This is a genomic window from Bradyrhizobium acaciae, from assembly GCF_020889785.1.
Lineage (GTDB): Bacteria > Pseudomonadota > Alphaproteobacteria > Rhizobiales > Xanthobacteraceae > Bradyrhizobium > Bradyrhizobium acaciae.
This window is the reverse complement of record NZ_JACMYK010000045.1, coordinates 1-23,639: the sequence shown is the minus strand read 5'-3', so window position 1 is coordinate 23,639 and position 23,639 is coordinate 1. Positions and strand designations below refer to the sequence as shown.

Annotated in this window: 22 protein-coding genes; 9 read left to right on the top strand and 13 right to left on the bottom strand. The window is 64.3% G+C overall.

Annotated elements, in window-relative coordinates:
- Window positions 1-2: 2 nt before the first annotated feature.
- Window positions 3-1,358: a hypothetical protein gene (locus tag H8A92_RS18940; protein WP_229197165.1), complete on the bottom strand. Its 1,356-nt coding sequence runs from the start codon at window positions 1,356-1,358 to the stop codon at window positions 3-5.
- 172 nt (window positions 1,359-1,530) lie between these two features.
- On the opposite strand from H8A92_RS18940, the gene H8A92_RS18935 reads away from it, so the two are divergent.
- Window positions 1,531-3,261 (top strand): caspase family protein, encoded by a 1,731-nt coding sequence (locus H8A92_RS18935; protein WP_229197164.1) that lies wholly within the window; start codon window positions 1,531-1,533, stop codon window positions 3,259-3,261.
- Between the two features lie 105 nt (window positions 3,262-3,366).
- Here H8A92_RS18935 and H8A92_RS18930 read toward each other — a convergent pair whose 3' ends face one another.
- From H8A92_RS18930 to H8A92_RS18900, 6 genes are all read right to left on the bottom strand, one after another.
- Window positions 3,367-4,485, bottom strand: coding sequence for a cobalamin-independent methionine synthase II family protein (locus H8A92_RS18930; protein WP_229197163.1), 1,119 nt, complete (start codon window positions 4,483-4,485; stop codon window positions 3,367-3,369).
- A gap of 19 nt (window positions 4,486-4,504) precedes the next feature.
- On the bottom strand, window positions 4,505-5,221 hold the full coding sequence (locus H8A92_RS18925) for an ABC transporter ATP-binding protein (protein WP_229197162.1): 717 nt from the start codon (window positions 5,219-5,221) through the stop codon (window positions 4,505-4,507).
- Window positions 5,214-5,966 carry an ABC transporter ATP-binding protein gene (locus tag H8A92_RS18920; protein ID WP_229197161.1) on the bottom strand — a complete coding sequence of 251 codons (753 nt, stop codon included), beginning with the start codon at window positions 5,964-5,966 and terminating at the stop codon, window positions 5,214-5,216. The genes H8A92_RS18925 and H8A92_RS18920 overlap by 8 nt, the downstream gene beginning before the upstream one ends.
- Window positions 5,963-6,994 (bottom strand): branched-chain amino acid ABC transporter permease, encoded by a 1,032-nt coding sequence (locus H8A92_RS18915; protein ID WP_229197160.1) that lies wholly within the window; start codon window positions 6,992-6,994, stop codon window positions 5,963-5,965. Before H8A92_RS18915 ends, H8A92_RS18920 begins: the two co-directional genes overlap by 4 nt.
- A 7-nt stretch (window positions 6,995-7,001) precedes the next feature.
- Window positions 7,002-7,871, bottom strand: a complete 870-nt coding sequence (locus H8A92_RS18910) for a branched-chain amino acid ABC transporter permease (protein ID WP_229197159.1) — start codon at window positions 7,869-7,871, stop codon at window positions 7,002-7,004.
- Between the two features lie 187 nt (window positions 7,872-8,058).
- Complete coding sequence (locus H8A92_RS18900; protein WP_229197157.1) at window positions 8,059-9,240, bottom strand: ABC transporter substrate-binding protein; 1,182 nt, start codon at window positions 9,238-9,240, stop codon at window positions 8,059-8,061.
- A gap of 254 nt (window positions 9,241-9,494) precedes the next feature.
- Between H8A92_RS18900 and H8A92_RS18895 the strand changes: the two genes are divergently transcribed.
- Window positions 9,495-9,884, top strand: coding sequence for a hypothetical protein (locus H8A92_RS18895; RefSeq protein WP_420831340.1), 390 nt, complete (start codon window positions 9,495-9,497; stop codon window positions 9,882-9,884).
- A gap of 58 nt (window positions 9,885-9,942) precedes the next feature.
- On the opposite strand, the gene purU is transcribed toward H8A92_RS18895, so the two are convergent.
- Window positions 9,943-10,806, bottom strand: coding sequence for a formyltetrahydrofolate deformylase (purU, locus tag H8A92_RS18890; RefSeq protein ID WP_229197156.1), 864 nt, complete (start codon window positions 10,804-10,806; stop codon window positions 9,943-9,945).
- Between the two features lie 135 nt (window positions 10,807-10,941).
- Between purU and H8A92_RS18885 the strand changes: the two genes are divergently transcribed.
- Window positions 10,942-11,781, top strand: a complete 840-nt coding sequence (locus H8A92_RS18885) for a uroporphyrinogen-III synthase (protein ID WP_229197155.1) — start codon at window positions 10,942-10,944, stop codon at window positions 11,779-11,781.
- Window positions 11,782-11,892: 111 nt separating this feature from the next.
- On the opposite strand, the gene fcl is transcribed toward H8A92_RS18885, so the two are convergent.
- The 3 genes from fcl to H8A92_RS18870 form a co-directional block, all read right to left on the bottom strand.
- Entirely contained in the window at window positions 11,893-12,849 is a 957-nt protein-coding gene (gene fcl / locus H8A92_RS18880) for a GDP-L-fucose synthase (protein ID WP_274613405.1), read from the bottom strand.
- On the bottom strand, window positions 12,830-13,915 hold the full coding sequence (gene gmd, locus H8A92_RS18875; RefSeq protein WP_229197154.1) for a GDP-mannose 4,6-dehydratase: 1,086 nt from the start codon (window positions 13,913-13,915) through the stop codon (window positions 12,830-12,832). Before gmd ends, fcl begins: the two co-directional genes overlap by 20 nt.
- Before the next feature lie 141 nt (window positions 13,916-14,056).
- A complete protein-coding gene (locus tag H8A92_RS18870) occupies window positions 14,057-14,731 on the bottom strand; it encodes a Crp/Fnr family transcriptional regulator (protein WP_092115508.1) in 675 nt (224 codons plus the stop codon).
- 399 nt (window positions 14,732-15,130) lie between these two features.
- Here H8A92_RS18870 and H8A92_RS18865 point away from each other — a divergent pair, with 399 nt between their 5' ends.
- Together H8A92_RS18865 and H8A92_RS18860 are read left to right on the top strand one after the other, a co-directional pair.
- Window positions 15,131-15,952: an ABC transporter ATP-binding protein gene (locus H8A92_RS18865; RefSeq protein ID WP_050423145.1), complete on the top strand. Its 822-nt coding sequence runs from the start codon at window positions 15,131-15,133 to the stop codon at window positions 15,950-15,952.
- Window positions 15,949-17,877: a long-chain fatty acid--CoA ligase gene (locus H8A92_RS18860; protein WP_229197153.1), complete on the top strand. Its 1,929-nt coding sequence runs from the start codon at window positions 15,949-15,951 to the stop codon at window positions 17,875-17,877. The genes H8A92_RS18865 and H8A92_RS18860 overlap by 4 nt, the downstream gene beginning before the upstream one ends.
- 62 nt (window positions 17,878-17,939) lie before the next feature.
- Here H8A92_RS18860 and H8A92_RS18855 read toward each other — a convergent pair whose 3' ends face one another.
- A complete protein-coding gene (locus H8A92_RS18855) occupies window positions 17,940-18,305 on the bottom strand; it encodes an endonuclease domain-containing protein (RefSeq protein WP_229197152.1) in 366 nt (121 codons plus the stop codon).
- A gap of 107 nt (window positions 18,306-18,412) precedes the next feature.
- Between H8A92_RS18855 and H8A92_RS18850 the strand changes: the two genes are divergently transcribed.
- The 4 genes from H8A92_RS18850 (at window position 18,413) to H8A92_RS18835 (ending at window position 22,695) form a co-directional block, all read left to right on the top strand.
- Window positions 18,413-19,306: a branched-chain amino acid ABC transporter permease gene (locus H8A92_RS18850; RefSeq protein WP_163161766.1), complete on the top strand. Its 894-nt coding sequence runs from the start codon at window positions 18,413-18,415 to the stop codon at window positions 19,304-19,306.
- Between the two features lie 3 nt (window positions 19,307-19,309).
- A complete protein-coding gene (locus H8A92_RS18845; protein ID WP_229197151.1) occupies window positions 19,310-20,383 on the top strand; it encodes a branched-chain amino acid ABC transporter permease in 1,074 nt (357 codons plus the stop codon).
- A 58-nt stretch (window positions 20,384-20,441) separates the two neighbouring features.
- Window positions 20,442-21,725, top strand: a complete 1,284-nt coding sequence (locus H8A92_RS18840; RefSeq protein WP_229197150.1) for an ABC transporter substrate-binding protein — start codon at window positions 20,442-20,444, stop codon at window positions 21,723-21,725.
- Between the two features lie 130 nt (window positions 21,726-21,855).
- Window positions 21,856-22,695, top strand: a complete 840-nt coding sequence (locus H8A92_RS18835; protein ID WP_229187800.1) for an ABC transporter ATP-binding protein — start codon at window positions 21,856-21,858, stop codon at window positions 22,693-22,695.
- A gap of 74 nt (window positions 22,696-22,769) precedes the next feature.
- On the opposite strand, the gene H8A92_RS18830 is transcribed toward H8A92_RS18835, so the two are convergent.
- Window positions 22,770-23,639, bottom strand: an 870-nt coding sequence (locus H8A92_RS18830) for an AGE family epimerase/isomerase (protein ID WP_229197149.1), incomplete at its 5' end; no start/stop codon positions are given.

Genomic DNA, 23,639 nt, shown 5'->3' with positions numbered 1-23,639 from the left:
TGTCAGTCTCGTCGCCGCGAGATGACGTAGGATTCGTCGTAGAACCACAGCCCGTTGTGTTTGCGGAGAACTTCGCGCGTGGCCTCGAGAGCTCGTCCGTTTTCGGTCGTTTCGATCAACCGCTCATCTTCGATCTGCGCGACATACACCGCCGCATTCCACGCTGCAAAGGCCGTCGAGGTTCCGATCGCACCGGTCACCTCATTGGGCAGCGCTTCCATATCATATCGGAAGATCGAGCGGTTATCGGCGTAGGCGTTGAAGTTCAACTCACGCCCGGCCGACCCCAACTCGTATTTCACCGCGCGCAGTATCTCATGACGGCTGACGGCGAAAGGATTTTCTCCAGGCCAGACGGCTTGAATGATTTCAAGCCCGGGATCGCTTCCGTGGGAGTGGATTCCTATCAGCCGTCCACCGCCGCGCAGCGCGCGGGCCAGCGGCGCGATGATCCGCTTGGCGCGGAAGTTCACCGAGGATTTGGCGCGGTAAGGCTGCGAGGCGATCACGAGATCGAAATTGGCTTCCGTCCGGCCCGCCCGCGGAATGATGGAATCGAGCAGGAAGCGGTGATCGTCGCGGTAGAGCACCAGCGCCACCGGCCGCTCATAGATCGGCATCGCATTGCCGGGGCTGAGGTTCGCTCGCCAGTTCTGCTCCAGGAATGGACCGAGCTCGGCGATCTGGGCCTCGAAGTCACCCGAGGAGGCTCCGCGCAGCGCCACTTCATGCCAGATCATGCTGGCAGCCGCCGCGGAGTTCTTCGGCGTCAGCCAGGGCGCCTCGGCGTAATACATGTTGGTGAACACGAAGACGCTGGCTGGGTGCTCGAACAGGCGGTCGGGGACCTTGTCGAGGGTGAGGCGGACGTCCTCCAGGCTCAGTTCCTTGCCGGCGACGTAGAACGGCATATGTGGGAAGCGGCCATGCATTGCGCGCAGGACCCGCGCCAGCACGGTGCCGTCGCCCATCCCGGCATCGAACACCCGCAGCGCCGGCGGCCGCGGGTGGATGGCGGCCAGTTCCAGCGCCACCCGGTCGGCAATCACCCGCTTCTCGCTGCAGGTGTGCACGAACAGCAGATAGCGCTGGCGATTCTCGAAAAAGCGGAAATTACCCCTCGGATCGCGCTTTTCCGGCGGAACCACAAGGCCGCGGGGCGGCGCCACCCCGCCTGGCGTCGAGGTCGCGATGAAGCCGTTGATACGATCGAGCGTGTCGATGGTGATGCGCTTGCCTTCACGCAGCCGGTGCACCAGCTTGCCGTCGTTGACGGCCCGGCGGCCGAACGTCGTCTCCGCCATGTCGGAGCGGCGGCAGAAATCCGTGATCTGGCTGAGGATTTCGTCGTTCTTCATGGTGCCAAGGTGGGCGGCGGCGAGTGGGACAAAAGTGGGCAGAAGTTGTGTGCAGCGGCGTCTTACCATCATTTTCCCACCGGTTGAACCCCCTCTGCGGCCCGATCACCAAACAGTCATGGATTTCCCCCTGGCCCCGCTCTTGGACCGCCCCGCACCCCCTGGATGACCGATGCGCCGCCTGCTCCTGATCCCCTGCCTGCTTGCCGCCATCCTGTGGTCGGCGCCCTGCCTCGCCCAGACGCGTTCGCAGCTCGGCCCGCTCTGCACGACCGACACCACACCCGCCGATCAGATGATCGACGCCTGCACCAAGATCATCGCGCTGAAGGTGTTTTCCGGCGAGAAGCTCGCGACGATCCATTTCTGGCGCGCGGTCGGCTGGAACAAGAAAGGCAACTACGCGCAGGTGATCGCTGACGCCACCGAGGCGCTGCGTCTGAAGCCCAGCACCGCCGTCTACAATTTGCGCGGCTCGGCCTATTACGACAAAGGCGAGTACGACATCGCGATCGCCGACTTCAACGACGCGCTGCGCATGGGGCCGCCGAGCGGCATCATCTTTCACAACCGCGGCAACGCCTATCGCGGCAAGGGCGACTACGCCAAGGCGATCTCCGATTACGACGCCGCGATCAAGGCCGGTCCGAAGTCGGCCTTCTCCTATCAGAACCGCGGTGCGTCGAAGCAGGCGCTCGGCGATCTCGACGGCGCGCTCGCCGACATCAACGAGGTCGTCAGGATCGACCCGTCGCTGCCGCAGCCGCTGATCAGCCGCGCCGTGATCTGGCGCGCCAAGGGCGACATCGCGCGCGCGATCGCGGACACGACGGAAGCGATCCGGCTCGCGAAGGCGAAAGCGCCCGCCAACATCATGACGCCGCCGGGCAGCGTGCTGATCTCGGCCTATACCCAGCGCGGCCTCGCCTATGAAGCGAAAGGCGATGCTGCGCACGCCAAGGAAGATTACGCCTCGGTGCTCGAGGGCGTCGCCTCCGACGCCGGCAGCAAGGCCAACCAGGCTACCGCGAGGGTGCGGCTCGCGCTGCTCGAGGAGGCCGACGCCACACCGCGCAAAACCGCGGCGGCGCCCGCTGCCGAGAGCAGCCCTGCTCCTGCACCACCGGCGCCCGCCGCAGCAACACCGGCCGCCCCCGCGGCACGCGTGCAGGCCGCAGCAACCGGCCGGCGCGTCGCGCTGGTAATCGGCAACGGCGCCTATGCGCATGTGAAGGCGCTGCCCAATCCGCCGAACGACGCCCGCGCCATCGCCAGGAGCCTGCGCGACATCGGCTTCACCGTCTCGGAGGGTCTCGATCTCGATCGCGGCGCGATGCAGACGACCATTCACGATTTCCTGCGCGAGGCGGCGCGGTCGCAGATTGCGGTGGTCTATTACGCCGGCCATGGCGTGCAGATCGACGGCCGCAACTACCTCGTGCCTGTTGATATCGAGTTCAAGGCGGGCGAGCGCATGACCGACGCGATGGTCGATATGGATACGATCATGGCCGGCCTCGACGACCAGATCCGCACCAACATCCTCATCCTCGATGCCTGCCGCAACAATCCGATGGCGCCGCAGGTGGCCTCCGCAGGCCCGAGCCGCGGCATCGAAGCGGGCTCCGGCCTCGCCGCGCCCACCTCGCTCGGATCAGGCTCGACGCTCGGCGCCGGCACGCTGATCGCGTTTGCGACCGCGCCGGGCCAAGTCGCGCTCGATGGCGAAGGCGCCAACAGCCCGTTCTCCGCGGCACTGTCGCGTCATGTCGGTACGCCCGGGCTAGAGGTGCAGCAGATGCTGACGCGGGTCCGCGCCGAGGTCGTTGCCACGACCAAGGGCAAGCAGGTGCCGTGGTCGAATTCCTCGCTGCTCGGCGAGGTCTATCTCGCGGAGCAGTGATAAGACATACGTCATTGCGAGGAGCGAAGCGACGAAGCAATCCATTCTGTCCCTCTGGGCAGATGGATTGCTTCGCTCTCGCTCGCAATGACGACGGAGGCGGTCTTACTTCCCCCACACCTCGTTCGCGACTTCGACGGCGAGCCGCAGCTTGGCCCACTGCTCTTCCTCGGAGAGGATGTTGCCCTCCTCGGTGGATGCAAAGCCGCATTGCGGGGACACGGCAAGCTGCTCGATCGGGGCGAACTTGGATGCTTCCTCCAACCGCCGCTTGATGTCGTCCTTCTTCTCGAGCTCGCCGAACTTCGAGGTGATGACGCCGACCACCACGACCTTGTTGCCCTTGGGCAGGAAGCGCAGCGGCTCGAAGCCGCCGGCGCGGTCGGAATCATATTCGAGGAAGTAGCCGTCGTAATTCGTGCCGGCCAGCATGGTCTCGGCGACCGGCTCGTAACCGCCCGAGGAAATCCAGGTCGAGCGGAAATTGCCCCGGCAGACATGCGTCGTGATCACCATGTCGGCCGGACGATCGGCGATCGCGTAATTGATGACGCGGGCATAGATCTCCTGCAGGCCATCGGGGTTGTCGCCGCGCTCGCGCGCTTTCTGCAACTCCTCCTGCGAGCACAGATAGGCCCACACCGTGTCGTCGAATTGCAAATAGCGGCAGCCGGCGTCGTAGAACGCCTTCACCGCCTTGCGATAGGTCTTGCCGAGATCCTGGAAGAACTCCTCGAGGTCGGGATAGACCTCCTTCGAGATCAGCTTGCGGCCGCCACGGAAATGCAGCACGGCCGGCGACGGAATCGTCATCTTCGGCGTGACATGGGCCTGGTCGGCATATTTCTTCAGGAACCTGAAGTGATCGAGCATCGGGTGCTGATCGGAGAAGTCGAGCTTGCCGATCACCCTGATGGCGTCGTGCCGGGTCTGCACGCCCGCGAACTGGATGCCCATGTCGGGGTGGAACAGCTCGCAGCCGGTCAGATGGCTGAGGAAATCGAAGTGCCACCAGGAGCGGCGGAACTCACCATCGGTCGCAAGCTTCAGGCCGACCGAGGCCTGCTTGTGCACGACCTTCTCGATCTCCATGTCCTCGACCTTGCGCAGCTCGTCGGCCGAGATCTCGCCCTTCTCCAGCCTGGCGCGCGCCTCCTTGATCTTCGGCGGCCGCAACAGGCTGCCGACCTCGTCGGCGCGGAACGGAGGCTTGGTTCGCTGCATGGTCAACTCCCGAACGTTTCTAATGTGCTTTGGCCCCGGAGACGCCGAGATGGCGCTCGAGGACGGAGGGATCGGCCTTCAACGCGCTGCTCGCGGCATCGTGCACGATCGTACCGCGTTCCAATATCACAACGCGGTCGGCGAGCCCGAGAATCTTTTGTGCATTCTGCTCAACGATGATCGAGCAGATGCCGCCCGAGCGCGTGATGGTTCCGATCGCCTTTAACAATTCCTCAACGATGATCGGCGCGAGGCCTTCGGTCGGCTCGTCGAGCAGCAGCACTTTCGGGTTCAAGGTCAGCGCGCGGCCGATCGCCAGCATCTGCTGCTCGCCGCCGGACAGCTGGTTGCCGAAATTGCCGCGCCGCTCCTTCAGCCGCGGAAACATCTCGTATACCCGCTCGACCGTCCACGGCCCGGGCTGCGCCACCGCGGTCATGTTCTCCTCCACGGTCAACGAGCGGAAGATGTTGCGCTCCTGCGGCACCCAGCCGATCCCGGCGCGGGCGCGCTGATCCGGCCGCATCGCCGTGATGTCGCGGCCGGCGAGTGCGACGCTGCCGCCGAACCATCTGACGATGCCGACGATCGAGTTGATCAGCGTGGTCTTGCCGGTGCCGTTGCGGCCGAGCAGCGCGAGCACCTGGCCCTCGGCAAGCGCCAGCGACATATCCGGCAGCACCACCGCCTCACCGTAGCCCGCCCGCAGACCCTTGATGGAGAGGAGATCAGGCATCGGCTGCCTCGCCAAGATAGACCGCCCTCACCTGCGGATCGCGCGCGACCTCGTCGGGCGCGCCCTCGGTTAGCAGGCCGCCATTGACGAGCACCGAGATGCGGTCGGCAAACGAGAACACGAGGTCCATGTCGTGCTCGATCAAGAGCACGGTGACGTCGCGCGGCAATGCCGCGACCGCCGCCAGGATATCGTGGCGCTCGCTCTCGGGTACGCCGGCGGCGGGCTCGTCGAGCAACAGCACGCGCGGCTTGGCGGCGATCGCCACCGCGATCTCGAGCAGCCGCTGCTTGCCGTAGGGCAGTGTCGAGGTCAGCTCTGTCATCACGTCGAGCAGATGGAAACGCGACAGCAGCTCGGCGATCTCGGCATTGACGTCAGCACGCGTTCCCATCCGCCGCCACCAATCACCGCCGCGCCCCATCCGTTCGGAGACCGCAAGCCCGATGGTTTCGAGCGGGGTCAAATCGGCATAGAGCTGGTTGATCTGGAAAGTACGCGACAGCCCGCGCAGCACACGTCTGTGCACGGAGAGGCCGGTGATGTCGTGGTCCTCGAGCAGGATGCGCCCGCTGTTCGGCGTCAGCACGCCGGTGAGCTGGTTGATGACGGTGGTCTTGCCCGCGCCGTTCGGTCCGATCAGCGCATGGCGGGCGCCCTGCATCACCTTCAGCGAGAGATCGCGGGTGACGCGAAGGCCGCCGAAGGATTTTTCGAGATTGCGGGTTTCCAGCGCAATCGTCATGACGCGTCGCTCTCCGGTACGGCGACAGCAGCCTTGCGGCCGGCGAGCTGGCGGATGATCAGGTTCGGCACGAACAACACAAAGCGATGGATGCGCGCACGGCCGACCATCACGATCACGACCAGCACGAGGCCGATCCAGAACAGCCAGTATTGCGGGGTGATGCTCTGAAACAGCTCCTGCAGCATCTTGAACACGACCGCGCCGATCAGGCCGCCATAGAGATAGCCGGTACCGCCGATCACGAGCACCAGCATCAGGTCGGCGGAGCGCTCGAATGAGAACACGTCGAGCGAGGCCAGTGCCGTGGTCTGGGTGAACAGCGCGCCGGCGATCCCGGCATAGAATGCAGCAAGCGTATAGATCGCGATCAGCCGGCGGTTGACCGGCACGCCGATCGCGGCCGCGCGCAGCGGATTGTTCTTGATTGCGCGCAGCGACAGGCCGAACGGCGAATGCACCACGCGTCGCGCAAGCAGAAACAGAATGAACAGCACGACCAGCGAGTAAAACAACCCGGTCCTGCCGAACATGTCGAAGGCGAACAGCCCGAGGATCGGCTGCATCTCGATGCCCTGCAGGCCGTCGGTGCCGCCGGTGATGTCCGAGAAACGTTCGGCGAGCGCTTCCAGCAGCAGCGCGATGCCGAGCGTCACCATCAGCCGCGTCAGGTCGACGCCGCGGATGACCAGGAAGCTGGTCAGGAAGCCGAGCACGGCCGCGACGAGACCGGCCGCGACCAGCGCGATGACGGGCTCGTTGATGATGCCGTGCAGCGCCAGCAAGCCGGCCGCATAGGCGCCGACGCCGAAGAACGCCGCGTGTCCGAGCGAGACGATGCCGGCATAGCCGAGGATCAGGTCGAGCGACAGCGCGAACAGACCGAGCCGCACGATGTCGGTCATGATCAGATAGCGCGACGGGAACAGGAAGGCGCAGCCGAGCGCCAGCACCCAGAACGCGACCTCGCTGATCCGCCAGCGCGCGCTGGCCATCGCATGCGAGGAGACGTCGGACGGCGCGGTCATAGCGGCCTCACCGTGCCGCGGTGCGGCCGAACAGGCCGTTCGGGCGCCAGAGCAGGATCACGATCATGACTGTGTAGATCACGAAGGGGCCGACCTTCGGTACGTAATATTTACCGGCGACGTCGGCGATGCCGAGCAGCAGCGATGCGAGGAACGGGCCGGTGATCGAGGACGAGCCGCCGACGGTGACCACGATCAGGAAGTAGATCATGAACTTCAGCGGAAAATACGGATCGAGCCCGAGGATCTCTGCACTCAGCGCACCGCCGAGACCGGCGAGACCGCAGCCGAAGGCAAAGGTGAAGGCGAACACCTGCGGCACGTTGATGCCGAGCCCGCTCGCCGCGCGCGGATCGTCCACGGCGGCGCGCAGGCGGCTGCCGAACCGCGTCTTCGCCAGGATCAGTTGCAGCGCCAGCGTCAGCAGGCCGCAGATCACGACGATCATCAGCCGGTAACGCCCGATGCCGACGCCGAACAGGTCGATCTGCCCCTCCAGCGCTGCCGGCAGCTTGATGAAGACCCGAGACGATCCCATGATGTAGTCGACCGCCGCCACCGACATGAACACCAACCCTATCGAGAACAGCACCTGATCGAGATGGCTGCGGCTATAGAGGTGGCGATACAGCGTGCGCTCCAGCGCAATACCGATCAGGGCGCTGCCGACAAAGGCGAGCGGCAGCGCGGCGAAGAACGGCCAGCCGGAGTTGTTGACCAGCACGGCGCAGATATAGCCGCCGGCCATCGCGAAGGCGCCGTGCGCGAGATTGACGAAGTTCATCAGCCCGAGCGTCACCGCAAGCCCGCAGGCGAGCACGAACAGCAGCATGCCGTAGGCGACGCCGTCGAACAGGTTGGTGAGGATAGAGGCCATCGGGTCAGCTCAGCCTTGAGGACGCAACAAGAACTACATCTCGATCAATTCATCGTCATGGCCGGGCTTGTCCCGGCCATCCACGTCTTCCTGCTCGCCGGAAATAAAGACGTGGATGCCCGGCACAAGGCCGGGCATGACGTGGTGAGGCCGGAGCGCACGCCCCGGGACGACGCGCTTTTGCGCGTCACTTCTTGGTCTTGCCGGAATCCTTGACGGCCTCGAAGGTCGCGAACTCGACATTGTAGAGCTCGCCATCGACCTTCTCGACCTTGCGGATGTAGATGTTCTGGACGATGTCACGGGTTTCCGGATCGATCGAGATCGGGCCGCGCGGGCTCTCCCACTTCATGCCCTTCATCGCCTCGATCAGCTTGTCGCCATCGGTCGCGCCGCCCGTCTTCTTCAGCGCCTCGTAGATCAGATGGATGCCGTCATAGCCGCTGACCGCCATGAAGCCGGGGCGGTTGCCGAACGCCTTCTTGTAGGCGGCGACGAAATCCTTGTTCATCTGTGACGGATGCGCCGCCGAATAGAGATGTGCCGTCACCGCGCCGAGCGCGGCATCGCCCATGTTGTTGAGCAGATCGTCGTCCATCACGTCGCCGGGCCCGATCACCTTGATGCCGCTCTTGTCGAGCCCGCGCTCGGCATACTGCTTCATGAAGTTACCGCCCTGCCCCGCCGGCACGAACACGAACATTGCATCGGGCTTGGCATCCTTCATGCGCTGCAGGAACGGCGCGAAGTCGGGATTGGCGAGCGGGACCTTGACCTCTTCGACGATCTCGCCGCCGCCGGCGGTGAAGTGCTGCTTGAAGAAGGTCAGCGCATCGTTGCCCGGCGCGTAGTCCGAGGTCAGCGTCGCGACCTTCTTGATGCCGTTCTTGACCGCCCAATCGCCGATGATGGTCGAGGACTGCGCCAGCGTGAAGCTGGTGCGCACGATATAGGGCGAGCGCTCGGTGATGATCGAGGTGCCGGCCGCCATCACGACTTCCGGGATCTTGGCCTGGGTTGCCAGCGGCGCCGCGGCAAGCGCTGCGGGCGTCACGCCGAATCCGGCGATGAAGTTGACCTTGTCGTTGACGATCAGTTCCTGCGCGAGCCGCTTGGTGTTGTCGGGCACCGCGGCGTCGTCCTTGAGGATGATCTCGATCTTCTTGCCGGCGACGGTGTCGCCCTTCTGCTGCATATAGAGCTTGATGGCATTATCGATCTGCTTGCCGGTCGACGCCTGGCCGCCGGTCATCGGCAGGATCAAGCCGATCTTGACGGCGTCTTCCGCCCGCGCCGGCACGCTGGCGCACAATCCCGGAAGCACGGCCGAAGCGGCGCCCCAGAGCAACATTTTGCGACGATTGAACATCGACATCCCTCCCCTTCCAACCTTTACATCGAGCCGAGTCCCCCGGCTCTTGCCTTCCTTAACCCAAGCATGTCTCGGCGAAGCCGCAACGCGACAAGGCGTCTCCCCGAACCCTCTGTCAATCGGACGATGGACGTGTGTCGCGCGCCGCCGTCGGATCGTTGCAACGGCAACCAGTATCACGATACCAGATTTGTCCCCCGAAACTCAACGTCCCCAGCCGTACGCTCTGGCCTCGGCGGCGCTCGATTCATTTGTACGACCGTACAAATGAAGCTGCGATGTCAACAAACAAGCACAATTGCAGCCGAACGGTCGCGCCCGCGATCATCATCCATAAAGACCAGGGCTGTATCCTGTTTCCCATGCCGATCTTCCCGCGCCCCATCCCTGTCCTGACTGCCCTCGCGCTCGCAGCCTGCGCGCTCGGGGGATGCAGTTCCGTGAACCAGAAGCTCTCGGCCGGGATGGCCGACACCATTCCAGCCTGGGCCGGCGGCCTGCCCGCAGACGCGCCGCCGCGGGCGGGTACTCCCGAATACGACAAGTTCATGCAGGAGCGGGAACGCAAGCGTTTGATGCCTGCGGCGGAGCGTGGTGACGACGGCAAGCCGGCGACACCGGCGCAGAACGCTGCCCACTGAGCGTTGGACCCGCGCGCAGAGTTCGCGTCGTGTTGTGCCGGACGCAAATACCTGCGGATCAGTCCACGAACACCACGGTCTTGCGCCCGTTGAGGATGACACGGTCGGCGAGATGGTAGCGGATCGCGCGCGCCAATACGCGACGCTCGATATCGCGGCCCTTGCGCACGAGATCGTCGGGCGTATCGCGATGGCTGATGCGCTCGACGTCCTGGTCGATGATCGGTCCTTCATCGAGATCGCTGGTGACGTAATGCGCGGTGGCGCCGATCAGCTTGACGCCGCGCTCGTGCGCCTGGTGATAGGGCTTGGCGCCCTTGAAGCCCGGCAGGAAGGAATGATGGATGTTGATGCAGCGGCCGGACAGCCGCACCGACATCTCGTCCGACAGGATCTGCATGTAGCGGGCCAGCACGACGAGGTCGGTCTTTGTGTCCTGTGCCAGCTTCCACACCGCGTCTTCCTGCTGCCGCTTGGTCTCCTTCGTGACCGGCAGATGATGGAACGGGATGTCACCGAAATCGAGCGAGCTATAGGTCTCGCGCGGATGGTTGGAAACGATCGCGGTCGGGATCATCTCGAGCTCGCCGGTGCGCCAGCGATAGAGGATGTCGACCAGGCAGTGATCGGACTTCGACACCAGCAGCATCACCCGGCGGAGGCTGGCGCGATCGCGCATCTGCCATTCCATGCCGAAGCGCTCGGCGATCGCGGCAAACCCGGTCTGCAGCGCGGGCAGCCCGACCGCGAGGTCGGCCGCGGTGAACACCACGCGCATGAAGAACTTGCCGGTCTCGACATCATTGAATTGCTGGGCGTCCAGAATGTTCTGGCCGTTATGCGCGAGGAAGGTCGAGACGGCGGAGACGATTCCCGGCCGATCGGGACAGGACAGGGTCAGAACGAATTGATGGTCGGGCATGCCAATTGACCAAAGCTTGAGCAGATGCGTGGAACTGTCATTTTCGGCCCTCGTCTACACCGCAGGCGGCCTTGCGCCAATCCCGCCGGAGGGTTCAAATCGAACAAATGACGGCAATATGAATTAAGGACCACCATGGCTGACCGGTTGAACGGCTATCGCATCCTGATCCTCGAAACGCGCGAGGAAGCGCAGTTTTCCCGTCTGCTCGCCGAGCAGGGCGCCGAGGTGCTGCAATGCCCGATGTTCACCATCCATGATGCGCCGGATCCGGCGCCGATCGAGGCCTGGATTCACCGCGCCATCGAACGGCCGCTCGACGACCTCGTGCTGATGACGGGTGAAGGCCTGCGCCGGCTGATGAAGGTGGCGCGGCGGATCGGGGTCGAGGCGGAGTTTGTCGGCAGCGTCGGCAAGGCGCGTAAATTCGCCCGCGGTCCCAAGCCCGGCCGTGCGCTGCGCGAGATCGGCCTCGAGCCGCAAATGACGACCGAAAAGCCGACCTCGGAAGGCGTCGCCGAGATGCTGTCGAAGCTCGACCTGAAGGGCCATCGGCTCGGGCTGCAGCTCTATCCGGACAAGGATCACGCCGCGCTGATCGGCGCGATCGAGGCGCAGGGCGCCGAGGTCGATACGGTGCTGCCCTATGTCTATGACGCGCAGGCCGCCGACACCAACATCGTCACCGCGATCGAGGAGATGGCGCAAGGCCGCATCGACGCGGTCGCGCTCACCAGTTCGGGTCAGGTTCGTCGTCTGCTCGAGGTGGCACAGGCGCATCGGTGCGAGGCGCAATTGCGCGAGGGCCTGAAGCAGACGCCGATCGCTTCCGTCGGGCCCGTGGTGTCGGACGAGTTGAAAACCTATGGCCTGCCCACCGACATTTATCCGGCGAATGACGCGTTCTTCATGAAGCCGCTGATCTCGGCGATGGCGACAGCACTGTCGAAGGCGCCGCCGCGCGCGGCCAAGTAGCCGCGATAGCCGTCATTGCGAGGAGCAAAGCGACGAAGCAATCCACGTCTCCACACGCGGTGCGATGGATTGCTTCGCTTCGCTCGCAATGACGATGGAAAGAGCTACGCCCTACTCTGCCGCCTGCTTGGTCTCGCTCAGATAGGCTTGGTATGCGAGCTTGATGCCATCCTCGAGCGAGGTGGTTGCGCGCCAGCCGAGCTTGGCCAGCCGGCCGACGTCGAGCAGCTTGCGCGGCGTGCCGTCCGGGCGCGAGGGGTCGAAGCTGATCTCACCGCGATAACCGACCGTGGCCGCAACGACGCGGGCGAATTCGGCGATGGTGATATCCTCACCGGTACCGATGTTGACCAATTCGGACGACGAATAGGTCTTCATCAGATGAATGCAGGCGTCGGCGAGATCGTCGACATAGAGGAATTCGCGGCGCGGCGTGCCGGTGCCCCACACCACCACGTTGCCTGCCCCCGAGAGCTTGGCCTCGTGGAAGCGGCGGATCAACGCGGCGACGACGTGGCTGTACTCAGGGTGATAATTGTCGCCGGGACCATAAAGATTGGTCGGCATCACGCTGATGAAATCGGCGCCGTACTGGCTGCGATAGGCCTCGGCCATCTTGATGCCGGCGATCTTGGCGAGGGCATAGGGCTCGTTGGTCGGCTCCAGCGGGCCGGTCAGCATCGAATCCTCGCGCAGCGGCTGCGGCGCCAGGCGCGGATAGATGCAGGACGAGCCGAAGAACATCAGCTTCTCGCAACCATTGGCGTGCGCCGCCTGGATCACATTGGTCGAGATCGCCAGATTGTCGTAGAGGAATTCCGCCCGCAGCGTGTTGTTGGCGATGATGCCGCCGACCTTGGCCGCAGCGAGGAACACGGCCTGCGGCCGCTTCGCGGCAAACCAGGCGTTGACCGCGGCCTGGTCGCGCAGGTCGACCTCGCTGCGCGACACCGTCAGCAGATTAGCCTGTTCGCGCGCCAACCGGCGCATCAGCGCCGAGCCGACCATGCCGCGATGGCCGGCAACGAAAACCGTCCTGTCCTTCAGTTCAAACGCCGTGCTTGCCATTGGCTGCATCCTGCCTGGCCTCGACGAGATCGCTGGCGACCATTTCCTTCACCAGTTGCGCGAACGGCGTCTTCGGCGCCCAGCCGAGCTTGGCGCGTGCCTTGCTGGCATCACCGATCAGAAGATCGACCTCGGTCGGCCGGAAATAGGTCGGGTCGATCTGCACCAGGGTGCTGCCGGACGTCTTGTCGATGCCGACCTCCTCGACGCCCTTGCCGCGCCATTCGATGCTGCGGCCGACCTCGGCAAATGCCAGCTCGACGAATTCGCGGACCGACCGCGTCTCGCCGGTCGCGAGCACGAAGTCGCCAGGCTCGTCCGCCTGCAGTATCCTGTACATACCCTCGACATAGTCGCGAGCGTGGCCCCAGTCGCGCTTGGCATCGAGATTGCCGAGATAGAGCTTGTTCTCCAGGCCGGCCTCGATGCGGGCGACGGCGCGCGTGATCTTGCGCGTGACGAAGGTCTCGCCGCGGATCGGGCTCTCATGGTTGAACAGGATGCCGTTGCTGGCGAACATGCCATAGGCTTCGCGGTAGTTCACCGTGATCCAGTAGCCGTAGAGCTTGGCGACGCCGTAGGGCGAGCGCGGATAGAACGGCGTCGTCTCCTTCTGCGGCACCTCCTGCACGAGCCCGTACAGCTCCGAGGTCGAGGCCTGGTAGAACCGGGTCTCCTTTTCCATGCCGAGGATGCGGATCGCCTCCAGAAGGCGCAGCACGCCGATGGCATCGGCATTGGCGGTGTATTCCGGGCTCTCGAAACTGACCTGGACGTGGCTCTGGGCGGCCAGATTGTAGATCTCGGTCGGCCGGATCTGCTGCACCAGCCGGATCAGATTGGTCGAATCCGTCATGTCTCCGTAGTGCATCAGGAACGGCACGTTGCCGGCATGCGGGTCCTGGTAGAGATGGTCGACACGCGCGGTGTTGAACGAGGACGACCGGCGCTTGATCCCGTGCACGGTATAGCCGAGCCCAAGCAGATATTCGGCGAGATACGCGCCATCCTGCCCGGTGACGCCGGTGATCAGCGCAACGCGCCGCTTTGAGTCCTGAACCGTCATATCATCTCCAGAGAGCGCGAGACCGCGCGATCCCGACGAGGCCGGTCTGTAGCATCCGGCCTCCCCCAAGTCTAATGGCATAATCGTTTGAAATCAGGACTTTAGAGCGTCCGAAAATGGCAAATCCAGCCCAGGGGCCGGTTACTCCCCGTAGTGGCGCAGCCGGTCGAGCTCGATGATCGTCACCCCGCCATATTCGAGCCGCAGCAGCCCCTCGCGCTCGAGCCGCTTCAGGCATTGATTGGCGTTCTGCCGGGAGATTCCCGACAGCGCCCCGATCTCCTCCTGGGTGATTTCAAGGTGCAAGGTGAGCTCGGGGTAGAGAATCGGATTGAACAGCGAGGCGATCGAGCGCGCCAGCCGCGCCGTCGCATCCAGCGTCCGGCCATATTCGAGCAGCGCGATGAACTGGCCGAGCCGCTCGTTGAGCTGTCCCACCAGGAAGCGGTTGAAGCCGACGCTGTTCTCGAACAGCCACACGAACGTCCGGCGATCCATCATCGCCAGCCGCGTGTCGCGCAGCGCGACCACGTCGTAACGCCGCAGTTCGTTCTTGAGCACGGTCCCCTCGCCGAACCACGCGCCGGCAGTGAGGCCCGCGAAGCTCGCCGCCTTGCCGCCGCGCGACACGATACCCATCCGCGCCAGCCCGGTGACGATGCCGGTCCAGTACTGGAAATTGTCGCCGCGCATGAAGATGAATTCGTTGGCGCGATAAGATTTCTCGGAAATGCCGGCGCGCGCGATTTCGATTTCTTGCTCGCTCAGTTCGCGCGACCAGGCCGCGATGCGCTTGAGGTAATCAGCAGCGATCATTCTGGCGACGGCATCCCACCCCAAAGACACGGACACGATATTGCACCGCAGCAATGCCGTGCGCAAAGCCAGGAGCCCGCCTCCTGGAATGCCAGCGAAAATTCCTGACCAATTGTCGGGCACATGACAATTCAACCTATCGCTTTCTCGTATTCAGAGCCACCTCGCGAAACGCCGCGCTGCGCCTTCATGGAGCGCTGAGGCGGATGACGCGAGGCCGGGCATGCAGACGGGGTGCGGCGTTACCGCGCATGATGCAGGCGATCGGGGGCGAGCGATGCTCCGGAACGTCGGCACCAATAGTCGGATGGTCTCCCTTCGGCAGCCCGTATAAGATCGAAACAAGATCGAAGCGAAGATAAAGAGCGCGCCAAAGCGCCCATATCTGGAGGGAACAGGGTGGCTAACAGTCTCGAGGTGCGCGGAGTCTCATTGCGCTTTGGCGGCGTCCGCGCGCTGACCGAAGTGAGCTTCGGCGTCAACGAGGGCGAGCTGTTCTCCATCATCGGCCCTAACGGCGCCGGCAAGACCTCGATCGTCAACTGCATCTCCGGCCGCTACCGGCCTACCGAAGGCCAGCTGTTCTATCGCGGCCAGGACATCACCGGGCTCACCCCGAACGCGCGGCCCCGCCTCGGCATCGGCCGCACCTTCCAGAACCTCGCGCTGTTCCACCATATGAGCGTGCTCGACAACATCATGGTCGGCCGCCATCACCTCCTGAAGAACAACTTCATCACGGGATCGCTGTACTGGCTAACCGGCGCGCGCCGCGAGGAGCTGGAGCACCGCCGCAAGGTCGAGGAGATCATCGACTTCCTCGATCTGCAGTCGGTGCGCAAGGCAACCGCCGGCACCCTGCCCTACGGGCTGCGCAAGCGCGTCGAGCTCGCCCGCGCGATGGCGCTGGAGCCGCAACTGATCCTGCTCGACGAGCCGATGGCCGGCATGAACTTCGAAGAGAAGGAGGACATGGCGCGCTATATCGTCGATCTCAACGAAGAGTTCGGCATGACGGTCATGATGATCGAGCACGACATGGGCGTCGTGATGGACATCTCGCACCGCGTCATGGTGCTCGACTTCGGCCGCAAGATCGCCGAGGGCGATCCGGCGACCGTGCTCGCCGATCCCCACGTCAAGCGAGCCTATCTCGGCGAAGAAGACGAGGTGCTGGTCGATCCCGACGACAAGCCGGCGGTGCGGGAGAGCGCGGCATGATCGACTATGCCGGTCGCGCCGCGCAGGCCGACACCTTTCCCAAGATACTGCGCCTCAACGCCAGGGAGCACGGCAAGGAGATCGCGCTGCGCGAGAAGGATTTCGGGCTGTGGCGCGAATTCACCTGGAACGACTACCAGGCCCGAACCCATGATTTCGCGCTCGGCATGATCGAGCTCGGCCTCGGGCGCGGCGACGTGGTCGGCATCATCGGCGACAACCGGCCGGACTGGGTCGCTGCCGAGATCGCCAGCCACGCGATCGGCGCGATGAGCCTCGGCCTCTACCGCGACGTGCTGGACGAGGAGGCTTTCTATCTCCTGACCTACGGTGAGGCCAGGCTGGTCTTTGCCGAGGACGAGGAACAGGTCGACAAGCTGCTCGGCCTTGCCGATCGCGTGCCCAATCTCAAGCACGTCGTCTATTCCGACCCACGCGGCATGCGGAAATACGACGATCCGCGGCTGATGGAGGCGAGCAAGCTCGTCGCACTGGGGCGCGACCGTGCCGCGCGCGAGCCCGGCCTGTACGATCAGCTGGTCGATGCCACACGCGGCGAAGACGTCGCGATCCTCTGCACGACCTCGGGCACGACGGCCAATCCGAAGCTCGCGATGCTCTCGGCCGGACGCGTGCTGCGGCACTGCGCGACCTATCTCACCTTCGATCCGAAGGGACCGGACGACGAATACGTCTCGGTGCTGCCGCTGCCCTGGATCATGGAACAAATCTACGCGCTGGGCAAAGCGCTGCTCTCCCGGATGAAGGTCAACTTCGTCGAAGAGCCCGACACGATGATGCACGACTTCCGCGAGATCGCACCGACCTTCGTGCTGTTCGCGCCACGGGTCTGGGAATCGATTGCGGCCGACGTCCGCGCCGGCGTGATGGACGCCTCGCCGTTCAAGCAACGGCTCTACGATCTCGGCATGAAGACCGGGCTTGCGGCGCTCGCCGAGGGCAAGCGCTCTGTCTTGGCCGACCAGCTCCTGTTCCGCGCGCTACGCGACCGGCTGGGCTTCACGCGGCTGCGTTCGGCGGCGACCGGCGGCGCGGCGCTCGGACCGGATACGTTCAAGTTCTTCCAGGCGATGGGCGTCCCGCTGCGCACACTGTACGGCCAGACCGAGCTGCTCGGCGCCTACACGCTGCACCCCGAAGGCAAGGTCGATCCCGACACGACAGGCGTGCCGATGGCCGACAACATCGAGATCCGCATCGACAATGCCGACGTCAACGGTGTCGGCGAGATCGTGGTGCGGCATCCCAACATGTTTCACGGCTACTACAAGAACCCGGAAGCCTCGGTCGCCGATATCAAGGACGGCTGGATGCATTCGGGCGACGCCGGCTACTACAACGATAACCGCCAGCTCGTGGTGATCGACCGCATCAAGGATCTCGCCGAGACCTCGCGCGGCGAACGCTTCTCGCCGCAATATATCGAGAACAAGCTGAAATTCTCGCCCTATGTCGCCGAGGCGGTCGTGCTCGGTGCTGGCCGCGACGCACTGGCCGCGATGATCTGCATCCGCTACTCGATCATCTCGAAATGGGCCGAGAAGAACCGGATCTCGTTCACCACCTATACCGACCTGTCCTCGCGTCCCGAGGTCTATGCGCTCTTGAAGAAAGAGGTCGAGACGGTCAACGCCACCTTGCCGCCGGCACAGCGCATCTCGCGCTTCCTGCTGCTCTACAAGGAACTCGATGCCGACGACGGCGAGCTGACGCGGACCCGAAAGGTCCGTCGCAGCGTCATCAACGAGAAATACGCCGATATCATCGAGGCGATCTACCGCGGCAAGGCCAGCATCCCCGTCGACACCGTGATCCGCTTCCAGGACGGCACGACGCAGCGCGTCCGCACCACGCTCGAGGTCGTCGATCTCGGCCGCGCCGCGATCGCGGAGGCCGCGGAATGACGTTCTCCTTGACGGGCACTGACCTTCACCTCGCCCCGCTTGCGGGGAGAGGTCGGATCGCGTTAGCGATCCGGGTGAGGGGGAGCCTCCGCGAGCGCGGTGAGAATGGACTCGAGAACACCCGCCAAATTGCCGGAGACCTCGTTGTTCCAAAACCGCAGAACACGGTAATTGTGGTCGACAAGCCATTTGTCGCGAATAGCATCGCGTTGACTGTCGACGTGTTGCCCGCCGTCCACTTCGATCACGAGACGCTGCTCGCGACAGATGAAATCGACGGTATAAGGCCCAATCGGCTCCTGCCTCACGAACTTGCAGCCTTTCAGCCTGCGAGCACGAAGGCGATACCAGAGCGTTCCTTCAGCATCCGTCGAGGCGCTTCGCAAATTTCTCGCCCGTTTGATTTTGGACTCATCAGCACCGCGCATGCGGAGGCTCCCCCTCACCCGTCGCGCTTCGGACGATGCTTCGCATCGCTCGGCGCGCGCCGGCCTCTCCCCGCAAGCGGGGCGAGGCGAACAGCTCAGCATAACACATGAACATCCAGTTCCTGATCCAGCTGATCGTCAACGGCCTCGTCGTCGGCACGCTCTATGGCGTGGTCGCGATGTCGTTCGTGCTGATCTACAAGGCGACGCAGGTCGTGAACTTCGCGCAGGGCGAATTGCTGCTGGTCGGCGCCTGGGTGTGCTGGGCGCTGCTGACGAAGTACCAGGTGCCGTTCTGGATCGGCATGCCGATCACGCTGGTCTTCATGTTCATCTTCGGCATCGCGATCCAGGTCGTGATCCTGCGGCCGATGATCGGCGAACCGATCATCTCGGTGATCATGGTGACGATCGGCCTCTCGACCGTGTTTCAGGCCGCACTGAAGTGGATCTTCGGCGTCAACCCGCAGCCGTTCCCGCGCGTGTTCCAGAGCCAGGCGGTCAGCCTGTTCGGGCTGCAAATCCAGACCGTCTATGTGATGAGCCTCGTGGTCTCGCTCGCCATGATGGTCGGCATGGCCTGGTTCTTCCGCGCTTCCAAATACGGCCTCGCAATGCGCGCCACCGCCTTCAACCAGCAGGTCGCGCAGTCGCTCGGCATCTCCGTGAAGAGCGTGTTCGCGATGGCCTGGGCGATCTCGGCCACGGTCTCGGCGGTTGCCGGCGTCGTGGTTGCGGTCGTCAACGGCGTCTCGTCCGGCCTCTCTGCCTACGGCATCAAGGTGTTCCCGGCCGCGATCCTCGGCGGCCTCGACTCGGTCGGCGGCGCCGTGCTCGGCGGCATCATCATCGGGCTACTGGAAAACGTCGCCCAGTATGTCGACAGCGAGTACCTGCACTGGGGCAATCTCTACGAAATCGCGCCGTTCTACGTCTTGATCATCATCCTGATGATCAAGCCGTACGGCCTGTTCGGCACCAAGGACATTGAGCGGGTCTGATCAATGGCGACAAGCACACTCATTCCCTCCGGCGATTTCCGCACCAGCTACGCGGCCGACACCACGATCTTCCCGACCGCGACCAGCCGCAATTTCGCGATTCTCGGCATCGCGCTCGCCTGCTGCGCGCCGCTGCTGCTGTCCAACTACCTGCTCTCGATCGCGATCCAGATCGGCATCTTCGCGATCGCGGCGCTGGGCCTCAACGTCCTGGTCGGCTTCACCGGCCAGATCTCGATCGGCCACGCCGCGTTCTTCCTGTTCGGCGCGTTTACCTCGGCCTACATCTCCAACAACGCGCCGATCCCGGTGTTCTTCGCCATTCCTCTCGCCGGCGTGATCACGGCGCTGGTCGGCCTGATCTTCGGTGTGCCGGCGGCGCGGCTGAAGGGGCTCTATCTCGTCATCGCGACGCTCGCCGCGCAGTACATCCTGCTCGATTTCTTCTCGCGCGCCGAATGGTTCTCGGGCGGCTCGGTGCCGGCCAGCGCCAACCCGTTCTCGATCTTCGGCTACACCCTGCGCGGCGACCGGCAGTATTTCTACGTCGTGCTCGCCTACATGGTGATCAGCTATCTGCTCGTCACCAACCTGATGCGCACCCGCGACGGCCGCGCGCTGGTCGCGATCCGCGACCACTATCTCTCCGCCGAGATCATGGGCATCAACCTGACCAAGTACCGGACGCTGTCGTTCGGACTGGCTGCCTTCTTTGCAGGCATCGCGGGCGCGCTCTATGCGCATTACCAGCTCGTGGTGTCCCAGGAAGGCTTCGGCATCGAGCGCTCGGTGCTGTTCCTCGCGATGGTCATCATCGGCGGCACCGGCTCGGTGATGGGCACGCTGATGGGTACGGCCTTCGTGGTGCTGCTGCCGGAATCGATGGAATGGCTGAGCGCCTGGCTGAAGGGCGGCGCCATCGACAAGGCGCTGCAGCTCAACAACAACATCACCTTCCTGCGCGAGATCGCGATCGGCCTGATCATCATCGGCTTTTTGATGTTCGAGCCTGATGGCCTCGCGCATCGCTGGCGGCAGATCAAGGCCTACTGGAAGCTCTATCCATTCTCGCATTGACGCAGGGCACGAAACGCAACTCAAATTCGGTTCAACGAATAAGCAGGAGGAAACAACAATGACGATTAGATCCCTTTTGAGCTCGGTCTCCCTCGCGCTGCTGATCAGCAGCGCCGCCGGCACCGCGCAGGCGCAGATCGCCATCGGCCATCTGCAGGACCTCTCGGGCGGCACCTCGGACGTCGGCACCCCCTATGGCCAGGGCGTCGCCGACACCTTCGCCTGGGTCAACAAGAACGGCGGCGTCGGCGGCAAGCAGCTCAGCGTCGACAGCAACGATTATGGCTACCAGGTGCCGCGCGCGATCGCGCTGTACAAGAAGTGGTCGGCGCCCGACGCCAAGGTCGCCGCGATCATGGGCTGGGGCACCGCGGACACCGAGGCGCTGACCGGCTTCCTCGCGCAGGACAAGATCCCCGACATGTCGGGCTCGTATGCTGCCGCGCTGACCGATCCCGAAGGCACCAGCGGCAAGGCCAAGCCCGCGCCGTACAACTTCTTCTACGGCCCGAGCTACTCGGACGCGCTGCGCGCGGAGCTGACCTGGGCCGCCGAGGACTGGAAGGCCAAGGGCAAGCCTGGCAAGCCCAAATTCGTCCACATGGGCGCCAACCATCCCTATCCGAATGCGCCGAAGGCTGCCGGCGAAGCGCTCGCGACCGAGCTCGGCTTCGAGGTGCTGCCGCCGCTGGTGTTCGCGCTATCGCCCGGCGACTACTCGGCGCAGTGCCTGAGCCTGAAGAGTTCCGGCGCCAACTACGCCTATCTCGGCAACACTGCGGCCTCGAACATCTCGGTCATGAAGGCCTGCAAGACCGCCGGCGTCGACGTCCAGTTCCTCAGCAACGTCTGGGGCATGGATGAGAACGCCGCCAAGACCGCGGGCGATGCCGCCGACGGCGTGATCTTCCCACTGCGCACGGCAGTCGGCTGGGGCGGCAACGCGCCCGGCATGAAGACGGTGATGGAGATTTCGAAGATGTCCGATCCGTCGGGCAAGGTCTATCGCCCGGTGCATTACATCGCCGCGGTCTGCAGCGCACTCTACATGAAGGAAGCGCTGGACTGGGCCGCCAAGAACGGCGGCGCCACCGGCGAGAACGTCGCCAAGGGCTTCTACCAGAAGAAGGACTGGGTGCCGGCAGGCATGGAGGGCGTCTGCAATCCCTCGTCCTGGACCGAGAAGGATCATCGCCCGACGACGAAGGTCGATCTCTATCGCGCCAAGGTTTCCGGTGCGACCGATGGCGACATCAACGACCTGATGGGCAAGGGCACGATCAAGCTCGAGAAGGTGAAGACCGTCGAACTGCCGCGCAAGCCGGAATGGTTTGGCTGGTGAGGTCGTAACAGACCTCGCACACGAGTCGTCATGCGCGGGCTCGACCCGCGCATCCATCAAGACAAGCGTCTTCCGATCGATGGATTGCCGGGTCAGGCCCGGCAATGACATCGAAGGGTGAACCAGAGCCATGAACGAAACCCTCGAAGCCACCCGCCCGGTGCCGACGGCAGTCCCGCCGCCGCCGCTGCTAAGCGTCAACAACATCGAGGTCGTCTATGACGACGTCATCCTGGTGCTGCGCGGCCTCAGCCTCGAGGTGCCGAAGGGCGCGATCGTGGCGCTGCTCGGCGCCAACGGCGCCGGCAAGTCGACGACGCTGAAGGCGATCTCCGGCCTGCTCAAGACCGAGGACGGCGAAGTCACCCGCGGCGAGATCCTGTTCGAGGGCCAGCGCATCAACGGCATCGATCCGGACAAGATCGTCCGCCGCGGCATCTTCCAGGTGATGGAGGGCCGCCGCATCGTCGCCGACATGACGTCGCTGGAGAATTTGCGGCTTGGCGCCTTCACCCGGCGCGACGGCGAGGTCTCAGCCGATATCGACATGGTGTACAAGTATTTCCCACGCCTGAAGGAGCGCACCGGCCTCGCCGGCTATCTCTCCGGTGGCGAGCAGCAGATGCTCGCGATCGGCCGGGCGCTGATGGCGCGCCCGAAGATGATCCTGATGGACGAGCCGTCGATGGGGTTGTCGCCCCTGCTGGTCAAGGAAGTGTTCGCGATCATCAAGGAGATCAACCGCGATCTCGGCGTCACGATCCTGCTGGTCGAGCAGAACGCCCGTGCCGCGCTTTCCGTCGCGAGCCACGGCTACATTATGGAACAGGGCAAGGTGGTTCTCGACGGCTCCGCCGACGAATTGCGCGACAACGAGGACGTCAAGGAATTCTACCTCGGCGGCGCCGGCGACCAGCGCAAGAGCTTCAAGAATTTGAAGAGCTTCAAGCGGCGCAAGCGCTGGCTGTGAGGCCGTGGCGCGATTTAGCGCGGAGTTGAGGACCAGTTCGCGTGCAGAAAGCGCTTCCAGCCATACAGACGGTTCTAGGCGAGCACCTGCTCGGCTTCGGTGACCGCGCAGAGCACATGGTAGAACGACGACGCCGGGATCGTGGCGACCAGCGACCTGCCCTCGCGGTCGAACTGGTCGTACCAGCCGCCGGCCACGGGATGGCTAAGATAGTGCCGTTCGAGCAGCACCAGCGCCGCGCGCGCCTCGTCCGCAGCACCGGCTTCGCCCGACTCGGCCTGCGCGATCCAGGCCTTCGCCAGCTCGCTCTGCGGCCACAGCCGCCTGGAGTGGCGGCGGATGTTGCCCTCGGCATCGCCCTCGTCGATCAGGCAGCCGGTGGCGTCGCGATAGCGCAGCGCGGAGGCCAGCAGCTCGCCGCGCGGGCGCCCGGTGGGACAGCCGGTGATCCGCTCAAATCCCTTCAACAGCCAGACCCATTCCGCAAGGTGTCCAGGCTCGACGCTGACCGGCGGGATCCTCGACCAGTCCTCCTCGAAATATTCGCCGAGCACTCGCGTCTGCTTGTCGTAGAGATTGGCCAGGAACAGCGCGAAGAAATCGCCGGCGCGGTTCTGGAACGACAAATCGTGGGTCGCGTCGAAGCAGGCGATCATCGCCTCGAACAGATGCATTTGCGGGTTCTGCCTGCGCGGCATCGACGGCGGCAGGCCCTCCTGGAAGCCGCCATGGGGGGAACGCAACTGGCTGTCGAGGAACGACAGCAGCGCGTCGATCTCGGCGCGGACTTGGGCGTCCCGGTCGAGGCTGTAGACGGTCGCCAGCGCGAGCAGTACGAAGGCGTGGCCGTAGGTGTCGCGCAGCGGGTCATGCACGCCGCCTTCCGGCGTCAGGCTGAAGACGAAGCCCGGCCGGCCGTCCGGCGCCTTGGCCTTGGCCAGCAG